The sequence below is a fragment of the Yersinia enterocolitica subsp. enterocolitica genome (assembly GCF_901472495.1).
In the GTDB taxonomy this organism is placed as follows: domain Bacteria; phylum Pseudomonadota; class Gammaproteobacteria; order Enterobacterales; family Enterobacteriaceae; genus Yersinia; species Yersinia enterocolitica.
Genome location: NZ_LR590469.1, coordinates 725,630 through 738,331, shown reverse-complemented (window position 1 = coordinate 738,331; position 12,702 = coordinate 725,630). Strand labels below are relative to the sequence as shown.

The window sequence follows — 12,702 nt, the reverse complement described above, 5'->3', positions numbered from 1 at the left end:
CGCTCACCCCTCAGGTCGTTAGCGTGAGCAACAATGATGCCCATTATTCAAACGCATCAACCAAATTTGCTTTATCATAATATTGCTTTATAAAACGTGCGCCAGTGAAAAACCCTGCGACCGATAGGATTTATACCCATATGCCTCAGCGCAAAATCAGTTTTTATCGCCTACTTCCATTAGCTACTTTGCTATTAGCCGCCTGTAGCACCACGCCACCATCCGGCCCTGCGACCAGCCCCACATCGCCTCAATGGCGTCAGCATGAGCAACAGTTGCGGCAATTGAGCCAGTTTCAAACCCGCGGTGCCTTTGCTTATCTCTCAGAAAAACAAAAAGTTTATGCACGTTTCTTCTGGCAACAAACTGCCCCTGAGCGCTATCGCCTGTTGCTGACCAATCCGTTGGGTAGTACTGAATTAGAATTGGTCGTACAACCCGGTGCGACCCAATTGACTGACAATCAAGGCAAACGCCATGTCAGTAATGATCCGCAAGAAATGATTCAAAAATTGACCGGAATGTCGATTCCGCTGGAAAGTTTGCGCCAATGGATTCTGGGCTTGCCGGGGGATACCACTGATTTTACTCTCGACGATAAATATCGCCTGAAACAGCTGACTTACCAACAAGATGGCGTAACCTGGGTGGTTGATTATCAAGAATACAATACTCAGGTCACACCGGCATTGCCTAGCCGCATGGAGCTCAGTCAGGGTGGTCAGCGCATCAAGCTGAAGATGGATAACTGGACGGTCAAATAGTATGGCGAATACCAATCAATACGTCTGGCCGTCTCCCGCTAAATTGAATTTGTTTCTTTATATCACCGGGCAACGCACTGATGGCTATCACCTATTACAGACTTTGTTCCAGTTTCTCGATTATGGCGATGAACTGACGATTGTGCCCCGCGATGACGATCAAATTCGACTATTAACTCCCATTGTCGGAGTGGAAAACGAACAAAACCTGATAATCCGCGCGGCACGATTGCTGCAACAACATCCCAGCTCAGCAAAAGTACCTCGGGGGGCGGATATTAGCATCGATAAACGCTTGCCAATGGGGGGCGGTTTGGGTGGCGGTTCGTCCAATGCAGCAACGGTGCTAGTCGCACTCAATACCCTGTGGCACTGTGGTCTGTCTGATGAAGAATTAGCCGCTCTTGGACTCACATTGGGGGCCGATGTACCGGTATTTGTTCGCGGTCATGCCGCCTTTGCCGAGGGAATTGGTGAAAAGTTGCACCCCGCAGAGCCTATAGAGAAGTGGTATTTGGTGGTTCACCCCGGAGTAAACATCCCAACGCCCATTATTTTTTCCGATCCTGAATTAAAAAGAAATACGCCAATTCGCCCACTGGCGGCGCTTTTAAGCGCTCCGTACGCAAATGATTGCGAACCAATCGCAAGAAAACGTTTTCGCGAGGTTGAACAGGCTCTTTCATGGCTGTTAGAATATGCCCCGTCACGCCTGACCGGAACCGGAGCTTGTGTCTTTGCAGAATTTGACACGGAGTCATCGGCCCGGCAGGTGTTAAGTATTGCCCCGGAGTGGTTGCACGGTTTTGTTGCCCGTGGAGTGAACCTTTCGCCACTGCATCGCGTACGCTCTGGGAAAATGGAAAACAGTGAGCACAGATAAGAATGCACTACAAAGGTCTAGATCATGGCACCACTGACCTGAGTTTGTGAAAATACCTGTCTCATTTGATTGAAAGCCGGTTCATAATACTGTTTTGGCTTTAAATACCCGTATGTATATTGCAATCAGTATGAATAGTCGCCCGTGATTACTGATCTGACAATATCTTCTCTGGACGCATGCCTGAGGTTCTTCTCGTGCCTGATATGAAGCTTTTTGCTGGTAACGCCACCCCGGAACTAGCACAACGTATTGCCAACCGTTTGTACACCAGTCTTGGTGACGCCGCTGTAGGTCGTTTTAGCGACGGCGAAGTGAGCGTGCAAATCAACGAAAATGTACGCGGTGGTGATATTTTCATCATCCAGTCCACCTGCGCACCCACGAACGATAACCTGATGGAACTGGTTGTCATGGTTGATGCCCTGCGTCGCGCCTCCGCAGGACGTATTACTGCTGTTATTCCTTACTTCGGTTACGCCCGCCAGGATCGCCGTGTGCGCTCCGCTCGTGTGCCGATCACTGCCAAAGTTGTTGCCGATTTTCTCTCAAGTGTTGGGGTTGACCGCGTATTGACAGTGGATCTACATGCTGAACAGATCCAAGGCTTCTTTGATGTTCCGGTTGATAACGTATTTGGTAGCCCAATCCTGCTGGAAGACATGTTGCAGCAGAATCTGGAAAACCCAATCGTCGTTTCTCCAGACATTGGCGGCGTTGTTCGCGCCAGAGCCATCGCAAAACTGCTGAACGATACTGATATGGCGATTATCGACAAACGCCGTCCACGCGCTAACGTTTCTCAGGTGATGCATATCATCGGTGACGTAGCTGGCCGTGATTGCGTGTTGGTTGACGATATGATCGATACCGGTGGCACTTTGTGTAAAGCGGCTGAAGCCTTGAAAGAACGTGGTGCTAAGCGTGTGTTTGCCTACGCGACTCACCCGATCTTCTCTGGTAATGCGGTTGAAAACATCAAGCACTCCGTGATTGACGAAGTAATTATTTGTGACACTATTCCGTTGTCAGCTGAAATCAAAGCATTGAAAAATGTACGTACTCTGACACTGTCCGGCATGTTGGCTGAAGCCATCCGTCGTATCAGTAATGAAGAGTCAATCTCTGCGATGTTTGAGCATTAATCAACATTGAGTTGTGGATATCCCTGCGGTGCTAACTGGCCGCAGTTAACTGTGATGAGCCACTTTTGAGCAGTATTGTGTGGGTGTTCATAACTGATAAATGAATTATACCCTAAATAATTCGAGTTGCAGGAAGGCAGCCAACGCACATGCAGCTTGAAGTATGACGGGTATAATACAGATAAAGAAAAACCCGTTGAAGCGGCTGCTACAACGGGTTTTCTACTCTTGGTCTATAGGTTCTTGATCTATGGATTTTTGGGCCGTCATTCACTCCTCCTGAACATCAGCTCGATTTAAAGCTGCGGTAACAGGTTTATATTTTGTCATATACCTCGGGGCCACACTCAGATGTTATGAGTGGCGCTGGTTGCGATTGCATCGTTTATCAAAGTGCTTAACCCACCAATAACGGTCAGCAACTTCTTCACGCCCACCAATACGAGCGCCGACCAGCCATAACAGTGCACCAACAAAAATACTCATCACTGCACCGTGGGCAAAGAATTGCGGTAAACCAAATTGTGTAACTTCGGCCAAAATTGAGTAACCTACCCCAACGACCATTGTCACCAATCCTAGTCCCATCAGCACATTACCGAGTCTTGCTGCGCTTTTACGTTTCATATGCCACCTCCACTTGAGTTGCCAATAAATAATCACTACGTTCAGCATCCGAAACTGCTTGCTTAATGCGATTATTCATGTCCACTTAATAACTTAGTATAGTCAGGCTGGCAGCAAAGGTATTGCGCTTGCGATCACAACTGGCGAATATATTCCGACAAATCTTTACATTTTCCAGCTATTTGGCACTAAAGTTGAATTGTTACACAAATGAACTATTCACCATTCGAATTATTAACCCCCAGCAAACTCACACCAGCAGTTTTGTCATTACGCGCCATGACAGGTAAACTGTCACACTTTAATTCCTTTAGTAATAGCGAATGACGACGTGAGTAGCATTAAATTAATCGTTGGGCTGGCAAATCCGGGCGCAGAATATGCCCAAACCCGCCATAATGCGGGAGCCTGGTATGTGGACTTATTGGCGCTGCGCCATAACCAACAACTGAAAGAAGAGAGCAAATTCTTCGGTTATACCGCACGGTTAAATCTGGCAGGCCAAGATGTGCGCTTGCTGGTACCGTCTACCTTTATGAATTTAAGTGGCAAGGCTGTTGCGGCAATGGCCGGCTTTTACCGTATCTTACCAGAAGAAATTTTAGTCGCGCACGATGAGCTGGATATCCCACCGGGCGTGGCGAAATTGAAGTTAGGGGGTGGCAACGGTGGCCACAATGGTCTGAAAGATATTCAGAGCAAGCTCGGTAATAACCCGAATTTCTATCGTTTACGCATTGGTATCGGCCATCCTGGCGATAAAAGTAAAGTTACTGGTTTTGTTCTGGGCAAACCCCCCGCCAGTGAACAAACCTTAATTGACGACGCCATTGATGAATCGATTCGCTGTACTGAAGTGCTGCTGAAAGAAGATATTACCAAGGCTATGAATCGTCTGCATTCTTTCAAAGCGGGCGCGCAGTAGAGGTTTACCTAATTCCCCGGAAACCGCCATGCACCGGGGAATTAACCTTTCACTTTATTGATTTTTGTTGCACAACGCATTGATGCCCTGCTGACCTTCACCGGTCAGGACAACACCGCCAATAATAACTCTAACCCTCCCTAGAAAATGATTACTTTTGGCGTCATATTCATCCGCAATATCTTGCAGTTCATCAGTGCAAAAAAGCGAATCCCAATCGGCAGCTTTTTTCTTATTATCTGATAAATCGTGGCTACGCTCGAACTTCTCATTGATGGCGGTGAATTTCAGTTGAACACCGTCAAAATCCTCATACAGTGTTTTTTTCTGGTAACCCACATATCTTACGCTTTTGTCTGATCGGTTTTCTATTTGCAGACCATATTGATCAACCAACTCTGCAAAGCTTGGCCCAGTAGGCTCAGAATCTGCCGTCAGAAACCACATGCCCAAGATCCCCACCACTCCCCCAAACAAAATCACTATCAGCCATTTATAGATATTCATTTCCATGGGAATAGTCCAAATTCAGTATGCTGACCCTAATGTTTAGTTATCGGACATTAAGCAAAAAACTTCAGGTAACGGAAGCGTGATCCAGAGCACAGAGTTAGAAAAATCAATTACCTATCGGAGATTGCGATAAAAGCAATTCACACAATGAAACAGCATGATCGAGATAAATCGTCAGAATGTGTATAATGGCGGCATAAATTTTGATTACATCGGCCCGTTAACCCTAACGAGTTGATTTTTAAGTTATTTAAGGTGATATAAAACATGGGATTCAAATGCGGTATTGTGGGCCTGCCTAACGTTGGTAAATCCACCCTGTTCAACGCGTTGACACAAGCGGGTATTGAAGCCGCTAACTTCCCGTTCTGTACCATTGAACCCAATACGGGTGTGGTGCCAATGCCAGATCCGCGTCTGGACCAACTGGCCGAGATTGTAAAACCTCAACGTATTTTACCAACCACTATGGAATTCGTTGATATCGCGGGCCTGGTAAAAGGGGCCTCGAAAGGTGAAGGGCTGGGTAACCAATTCCTGACCAATATTCGTGAAACCGAAGCGATTGGCCATGTAGTACGTTGCTTTGAAAATGACAATATCATCCATGTTGCTGGTAAAGTTGATCCCGTTGATGATATTGACACTATCAATACTGAACTGGCTCTTTCCGATTTGGAAACTTGCGAACGTGCTATTCATCGCGTGCAGAAGAAAGCTAAAGGCGGCGACAAAGATGCTAAAGCTGAACTGGAAGCACTGGAAAAATGCCTGCCGCATTTAGAGAATGCTGGCATGCTGCGTGCGTTGAACCTGACAGCAGAAGATAAAGCGGCCATCCGTTACTTGAGCTTCCTGACGCTGAAACCAACCATGTATATTGCTAACGTCAATGAAGATGGTTTTGAGAATAACCCATATCTGGATCAAGTGCGTGCCATTGCTGCCGCTGAAGGTTCAGTCGTGGTTGCCGTATGTGCGGCAGTTGAATCAGACATTGCTGAGCTGGAAGATGAAGATCGCGCTGAATTTATGGCCGAGTTGGGTATTGAAGAGCCAGGCTTGAACCGTGTGATCCGTGCCGGTTATGAATTGTTGAATCTGCAAACTTACTTCACTGCCGGTGTTAAAGAAGTTCGTGCCTGGACCATCCCGGTAGGTGCAACAGCGCCACAAGCTGCTGGCAAAATTCACACCGACTTTGAAAAAGGCTTTATCCGCGCCCAAACTATCGCTTTTGACGACTTTATTACCTACAAAGGTGAGCAAGGTGCAAAAGAAGCTGGGAAGATGCGCTCAGAAGGTAAAGATTACATCGTAAAAGATGGCGATGTGATGAACTTCTTGTTCAATGTCTAAATAAAATTTATCGTCTCATGAGGTTTCGCTGAATCTCATTAAGATTAATAAACTCTATAAAATCCACGCGGTTGCGTGGATTTTTTTCACAATATTTTAACTTATCTCATAGAAGCGCAGCAGAAATGTTTAGCTATCTGTCATCTCAACGCAATGCTTGAAGAATATCGTATGCTGCTTGTACGCGGACTGGATTAGGGTAATTCTTGTTCGCTAACATCACTATGCCAACCTTCTCCTCTGGGATGAATACAATATAAGCGCCAAAGCCATTGGTTGCGCCGGTCTTATGAACCCAGGATGCTCGCACAGCAGGTTGTGCAGGTACCAATGCCTCAACCTTACGTGGTTTTAACGCAATATCATTGCCACTATCGGCAATCACCCTCTGTGGATTGATAGGCCAGTTATACATTTCCCATCCCAAGCCCTGGAACATATCTCCTGCTTGGAAATAACGTGACTGAGATGCGATGATCGCTTCTTTTAGCTTATCGTTAGCGGCAGGTAAGCTTTCTGGGTCCATATTGGCCTGCATAAATCTCACCATATCTTGCGAGGTGGATTTCACTCCATAGGCTTCCTCACCCAGCATGCCCAAGGTAACGCGCACTGGCTGACCATCTTTATATCCCCACGCATAATTTGACTGCATGGATTCGGGGATAGTGATAAAGGTATGATCCAGTTTTAAAGGTTGGAACACATATTCCTTCATATAGTTTTCAAATGTTAACTGACTTCTTTTCACCGCCAGCGCGCCGAATAGCCCAATGCTGGCATTAGAATAATTGCGCATCACCCCAGGTGCCCACTGTGGCTGCCATTGTTGATAATATTGCCACAATGATTTTTGGTCAGTCACCGAATCGGGGAGTTGCAGAGGAAGTCCACCCGCAGTGTACGTCGCCAGATGCAACATTTTCACATCTATCCACTGGCTGCCCGTTAGCTCGGGAGCATATTCCGTCACGGGATCATTAAGGTTCATAATACCGGTCTGCATGGCATATTCTCCGGCGACGCCAGTAAAGGTCTTACTCACTGAACCGAGTTCAAACAGTGTATTTTCGGTTACCGGACGACCTGCTTTTATATCCGCCATACCATAGTTAAAGAATTGCGGCTTTCCGTCATAAAATACTGCGACGGCCATACCGGGAATATCCTGTTTTTCGAGCAACGGCGTCAGAGTGTTATTGACGATAGTCGCAACCTGCTGCTGCGTAAGTTTGGTTTGTGCCAAAGTATAAAGTGGGAAAGTTGCAATAGCGGTAAAGATCAAGGTATTGATTATAGACTTTTTCATCATTAGTAAATCTTCCATAGACTGATAAATGGCATGCAGTGTGGCTCCTTTTGCGTGAAGAATTCTGCAATGATTGACTATGGATAACAATCGATTATATTTAGCACTTGATAATAGAAAATCTAACAAGTCAATCTATGGTTCGCAGCTATATTCCGTTAAATTCACTTCGTGCTTTCGAGGCTGCGGCCAGACAGTTAAGTTTTACTAAGGCTGCTATCGAATTAAATGTTACCCATGCAGCAATAAGTCAGCAGGTCAAAGCGCTGGAACAACGCCTCAACTGTCGCCTCTTTATTCGTATTTCACGCGGATTAGTGCTCACAACCGAAGGGGAGAATCTGCTCCCCATCCTGAACGATTCTTTTGATCGTATCGCGCATACGCTAGACCGTTTCTCCGCTGGAATAATGCGTGAAAAAATCAGGGTGGGTGTTGTTGGAACCTTTGCAACCGGCTATTTATTGTCACGATTGAGGGATTTTCAACAACATTCCCCACATGTGGATATTTTACTCTCAACACATAATAATCGTGTCGATGTTGTGGCTGAAGGGCTGGATTATGCCATTCGTTACGGCAATGGAGCCTGGCATGGCACGGAGTCACAATTTTTATGTGATGCTCCACTTGCCCCACTGTGCGCCCCCTCATTAGCAAAAGATTTACGCCACCCTACTGATCTTCAAAGGTTTATGCTGCTCCGTTCCTATCGTCGCGATGAGTGGTCGGCTTGGTTTGCGGCGGCGGGAGGGCCTGTACCTTCACCTTCCCAGCAAATAATGATGTTCGACTCGTCAGTCAGTATGCTGGAAGCGGCGCAGACGGAAATAGGTATCGCACTGGCTCCACCCGCTATGTTTATGCACCTGCTACGTAGTGAACGCATAATCCAACCTTTTAGCACGACAGTCAGTCTCGGGGGATATTGGTTAACTCGCCTACAGTCCCGTACTGAGACGCCGGCTATGCGGGATTTTGCTCTGTGGCTGTTGTCTGAAATGAAGTCTGAGGGAGAATAGATCCGCATTAACGTCTAATAATACTGTTTGAGCCACCAAAATCTGCGAAGCATCGCTTCTGAAACAGTGGCCTATTGGAGAATACCAAAGGCCACCTGCAAGTAAATTAGTCGGTAATGCTTCGCTTTTTCTCTCGAATGTCTTGTTCAATTCCATCACGAACATCTTGCGGAATTTTCAGTGCGTCGCCCAGCGCGGCAAGATAGCTACGCTCCATAAAATGGTCCACATCAATGACGGCGCAACTCAGGAAGTAGAGTTCCAACGCCTCCTCTTCATTTTGAATATCACGCGCCAGTAATTGAGGGTCCAATGGCTGGTCAATGGCCTGTTGCACCAGACGTTCACCCTGCTCACTGATACCCGCTTCGCGCATATTCTGTTCAATAATACTGCGCTCTTTCGCATCAATATGCCCATCACTTTTGGCCGCAAACACCAGTGCCATGACCAACCGCTGCACACGCTGATCTACCGGGGCGACTTGCTGACCATACTGTGGTTCATCCTGATGATTCTGACGAATTCTGTCTTTATATTTATTCCATAACACGGTTCCCAGTACCGCGCCGCCGCCAGCTAATAACGCACTGCTACCATATTTGCTCAGTAGTTTACGTGAGGATTTACTGCCAACAAGTAAGCCGGCAAGGCCACCCAATGCGCCAGGCACTAACATATTACTCAGGCCAGAAGCCCCGTCACCGTTCTTCTTCGTTGTCTGCCCGAGCATTGACTGTAATTGTTGCATCAAGTTATTCATAATCTTCACCAATAAAGTGGAGTAAACAACCTGAGAATAAAGCAACAAATGTCAAGATGTGTATGAGGATGTAAAAAAGCCTGGCTACCCATATTGAAAATGCTTTTAAAATGCTGCTCCAACTTGAAAAAGATAAATAAAACACTTAAAGCCCATGCCATAGTGATGACTTTTCTGTCTAATCACCAGCATTTAAATGTGGAGAGAGATAACGCTATTTCTGACATCCAGTGACTTGCGGGTAGTTACGACATACCAACATGAGTTTTCTTTTGGGCTCAAAACCGTTATCCAGCATGCATCGCTGTATATCAGCCGCCTTTCTAATGGTAGGAATAAAAGAATTTGAACCCAGTGGTTGAGGATAACCACACTGGTACATCATCTGTTGGGCGATACGGTCATTCTCAATGGTATGTGAAAAATACAGTGAAGCCCCTGCTTTACGCCAGCTTATTCGCGAAGATTTATCCATACCCGAATCCGGCTTGATGGGGTGGAATCCACTATCAGCGGCAAAAGGCAACGCCTCAAGTTGGCGTAGACTCACTGCTCTCCCCTGTTTTTGTGCAACACAGGCAGGAGTTTGTTCGTAAACGTCAAAAATCTTAAAACCATGTTTAAAAACAAAACCTTGTTGTTCCATGGGTCTTCCCCGATTATGGTGGGAAAAATTCGCGCCTACTGTCTTGTTAGGGGTGAAACACTTATATGATAGGCTCTGTTTCTTGCTATTATTTTCCCTTCATTGACAGCCAGTCTTATCCGGAGGGTACATGCTTTTAAATATCAATTCATGCCTATGCACTTCAAGCTTAAGCATCGATTCCTTTGTTGATACCTCATCCACCTCAAAGAATTCAACTCAAGATAACCATTCCTCTGGTGGATATGTTACAACCAGTACAAAAGTGAAAGTATTAGAAATCAAGCCATTAGCTTCATGCCTGCATCCTAAATTAAGAATGAATGCTAAAGAATATACTCAGTACAAAGAACTCATGGATTCAATGAAAGGCTCGAATAAACATGTTCACTTTGATTGTTTTTCGTCTAGGAATGAGAGCGCCTCTCACATCAACGCTTTAGATGACGATGATACTGATTTCGTTCCATTTGAAGAGTTTGAGCAATGGCGCCTGCAGCGATTAAAAGATCAAGTGAGTATAAGCTCGTCCGATTCGGATGCTATCTCAGCTAAGCAATCCGAAAGATCTGCATTTTCTGTAGCACAGGTAATCTCAGCCAACTACGATATTCCAAGAAAACAATCAATCTCAACCAACTACGATATTCCAAGAAAACAGGCAATCTCAACCAACTACGATATTCCAAGAAAACAGGCAATCTCAACCAACTACGATATTCCAATTAAGAAATAAACGGTTAATGAAAACGCTCAGAAGCTCATATTCAGCTTACCGTAATGGAACATTACTCCCAGCTTAAAGCGCTCCCTGTTCCGGTAATCTCTGGCTTTTATTCTCAGCAACCTTATTTTGCTGTTCAGGGCTTCAGCATTGCCATTTGAGACGTTATGCCGCATGGCATTCAGTATCCCGTATAACCTTTTGCTGATTGTACCGGCCATGTTTTTCATTACCGGTACATCGCAACTTCTCGCCAGCGCTATCCATTGCTGCCAGTCTGTTCGCCGTTCAGTACTCCACGGTCGGTTCCAGATGTCTTTTGCCAGCTCCTTTAGCGTCCAGCACTGTCTTGTCAGTTGCATTTGCTCCCTGAGCCAGGTCAGTTTTTCCTGCCGGGGCTCTGTCATCCGTTTTTCACTGTATTGCCACAGGAAGCGGGTTCCTTTTGCCTGGCGGCGACTGTCCACCAGAAGCCGGGGATGCTCGGTCTGCCGTGTTTTATCGACGATTTCACCCAATTGTTTTGCCACATGGAAGCGATCAAAGGCGATTTTCCCTACAGCTCCCGGAAGATGGATGCGTGCCGCTTTGATATATCCGGCATTCATATCCATTGAGAATGTTTTGATGGCCTCCAGCTGGCCGTCGGTGAGAGTCCTGAGATAACTGGCAAGGTTTTCAGTTCCACGATCATCCGTTAATGCCAGCGCACGTCCTTCACGATCGGATATAACTGTGATGTATCGGTGCCCTTTTTTGAACGCTACTTCGTCCACATGCATATGTCGGGCTGATAACGGCTTCTTTATCCGGGCAAGCCCACGCTTAACAGCCTGTGTCATAATTCCGTCAACAGCATTCCAGCTAAGATTAAGTTGTTTCCTGACAGCATCAATGGTGCTGATCTTCAGCCATGAGAGGACGAATGATTCGAAAAGCAGCGTGTATCGGCTACCAACTCCGGCCCACGGAACAGGTAACGTCTGGCATCCATGGTCTGGACACATGACTCAAGGGACATTCGCCTCAACGACAGTCATGAATTGGCAGGTATCAAGATGACGCCATTTGCGGTGGCGGTGATCGTGAACAGGGCATTGCTGCCCGCATGTCGGGCAGATTAGCAGTGTATTTTTGGCGATCCCGACAACCACGGTGACAGAGCCAGCGTTTTCATCAAGGGAAAGTGATTCAACCTGCCACGGGGCGGACAGGTTGAGAATGTGGGCGTATAGCGATTTTTCATCCATGAAAATAGCACCTATAAATATTTCCTGTTTAATAATGAATAGAAATCATTTGTACGCATTTGTAATCGCCGGTCGATAATCTCTTTATCATTTTTAGTTGCAGAGTAATATTCAGTATAAATATCACGAAAATCTATTGGAAATAAACTTTCACTTTCTTTATCGTACAGCATATTACCTGTGTTGAGATCGTAATGGATTATACCCAACTCATTCAATTTACATATCAACTGCATATAAAGACTCTCAAGATTATCAGGGATATCAGCTGTATCAATGTCACTAAGGGGAGTCCCGGGCACGCGTAGCATTCGGAGGTACACATCACCGCCATGCCGTATAACAACTGATGCTTCATCGCCATAAAAAGCATTAAAAAGGTCAGACTCTTGCTTGGCCATTTCCAGAATCTCATTGTACTGGTTGCCAACAAGATCATACTTTTTATATAAAGCAGACGAATCATTCACATCTTCAAATACTTCTGCTGTCGAACCTTCCCCTATTAGCTTACCGAGAATGGGCTACGTTACTATGTCAGTATGAGAATTATTATTCTCAAATGGAAAAGGTGTTTGAATAATGGTAGGTGTTATTTTCATTACATGCCTTTGTTATGAAATTTAAAAAGCCCAAGAGATTTTTACATAAAATAACGTTACACGCTACCATCCAGGGATCTACATAAGTACATCTGCCATTACATAGATAGCCACCATGATCGAGGAAGACCCTGTTCATACAGTGGTAATACAACACAGTTTCGTTATCG

At 45.7% G+C, this 12,702-nt stretch carries 11 protein-coding genes and 3 pseudogenes; 7 read left to right on the top strand and 7 right to left on the bottom strand.

Going from position 1 to position 12,702, the window contains the following annotated elements; all coding sequences use genetic code 11:
• Positions 1 to 140: 140 nt before the first annotated feature.
• From lolB to prs, 3 genes are all read left to right on the top strand, one after another.
• Positions 141 to 764 (top strand): lipoprotein insertase outer membrane protein LolB, encoded by a 624-nt coding sequence (lolB, locus tag FGL26_RS03410; RefSeq protein ID WP_005169104.1) that lies wholly within the window; start codon positions 141 to 143, stop codon positions 762 to 764.
• 1 nt (position 765) lies between these two features.
• Complete coding sequence (ispE, locus tag FGL26_RS03405; protein WP_005169102.1) at positions 766 to 1,647, top strand: 4-(cytidine 5'-diphospho)-2-C-methyl-D-erythritol kinase; 882 nt, start codon at positions 766 to 768, stop codon at positions 1,645 to 1,647.
• A 197-nt stretch (positions 1,648 to 1,844) separates the two neighbouring features.
• A complete protein-coding gene (gene prs, locus FGL26_RS03400) occupies positions 1,845 to 2,792 on the top strand; it encodes a ribose-phosphate diphosphokinase (protein ID WP_005169101.1) in 948 nt (315 codons plus the stop codon).
• Positions 2,793 to 3,146: 354 nt separating this feature from the next.
• Here prs and ychH read toward each other — a convergent pair whose 3' ends face one another.
• Positions 3,147 to 3,419, bottom strand: coding sequence for a stress-induced protein YchH (ychH, locus tag FGL26_RS03395; protein WP_005161340.1), 273 nt, complete (start codon positions 3,417 to 3,419; stop codon positions 3,147 to 3,149).
• Between the two features lie 331 nt (positions 3,420 to 3,750).
• Between ychH and pth the strand changes: the two genes are divergently transcribed.
• Positions 3,751 to 4,344, top strand: a complete 594-nt coding sequence (gene pth / locus FGL26_RS03390; protein WP_005169099.1) for an aminoacyl-tRNA hydrolase — start codon at positions 3,751 to 3,753, stop codon at positions 4,342 to 4,344.
• A 54-nt stretch (positions 4,345 to 4,398) separates the two neighbouring features.
• Here the strand turns inward: pth and FGL26_RS03385 are convergent, their stop codons facing one another.
• Positions 4,399 to 4,857: a hypothetical protein gene (locus FGL26_RS03385; RefSeq protein WP_005161346.1), complete on the bottom strand. Its 459-nt coding sequence runs from the start codon at positions 4,855 to 4,857 to the stop codon at positions 4,399 to 4,401.
• Positions 4,858 to 5,124: 267 nt separating this feature from the next.
• On the opposite strand from FGL26_RS03385, the gene ychF reads away from it, so the two are divergent.
• Complete coding sequence (ychF, locus tag FGL26_RS03380) at positions 5,125 to 6,216, top strand: redox-regulated ATPase YchF (protein WP_005169097.1); 1,092 nt, start codon at positions 5,125 to 5,127, stop codon at positions 6,214 to 6,216.
• Between the two features lie 145 nt (positions 6,217 to 6,361).
• On the opposite strand, the gene ampC is transcribed toward ychF, so the two are convergent.
• Complete coding sequence (gene ampC / locus FGL26_RS03375) at positions 6,362 to 7,528, bottom strand: class C beta-lactamase (protein WP_005169095.1); 1,167 nt, start codon at positions 7,526 to 7,528, stop codon at positions 6,362 to 6,364.
• Positions 7,529 to 7,662: 134 nt separating this feature from the next.
• Between ampC and ampR the strand changes: the two genes are divergently transcribed.
• Positions 7,663 to 8,547: a LysR family transcriptional regulator AmpR gene (ampR, locus tag FGL26_RS03370; protein ID WP_005169093.1), complete on the top strand. Its 885-nt coding sequence runs from the start codon at positions 7,663 to 7,665 to the stop codon at positions 8,545 to 8,547.
• A gap of 106 nt (positions 8,548 to 8,653) precedes the next feature.
• On the opposite strand, the gene FGL26_RS03365 is transcribed toward ampR, so the two are convergent.
• Positions 8,654 to 9,310: a tellurite resistance TerB family protein gene (locus FGL26_RS03365; protein WP_005169089.1), complete on the bottom strand. Its 657-nt coding sequence runs from the start codon at positions 9,308 to 9,310 to the stop codon at positions 8,654 to 8,656.
• A 214-nt stretch (positions 9,311 to 9,524) separates the two neighbouring features.
• Positions 9,525 to 10,013: pseudogene (locus tag FGL26_RS03360) on the bottom strand (hypothetical protein); the annotation flags it as partial.
• Positions 10,014 to 10,086: 73 nt separating this feature from the next.
• On the opposite strand from FGL26_RS03360, the gene FGL26_RS03355 reads away from it, so the two are divergent.
• Positions 10,087 to 10,692 (top strand): hypothetical protein, encoded by a 606-nt coding sequence (locus FGL26_RS03355; RefSeq protein WP_032908358.1) that lies wholly within the window; start codon positions 10,087 to 10,089, stop codon positions 10,690 to 10,692.
• 17 nt (positions 10,693 to 10,709) lie between these two features.
• Here the strand turns inward: FGL26_RS03355 and FGL26_RS03350 are convergent.
• Positions 10,710 to 11,930, bottom strand: a pseudogene (locus tag FGL26_RS03350) (ISL3 family transposase).
• 11 nt (positions 11,931 to 11,941) lie between these two features.
• Positions 11,942 to 12,532: pseudogene (locus tag FGL26_RS21610) on the bottom strand (OspG family effector kinase).
• Positions 12,533 to 12,702: the final 170 nt, after the last annotated feature.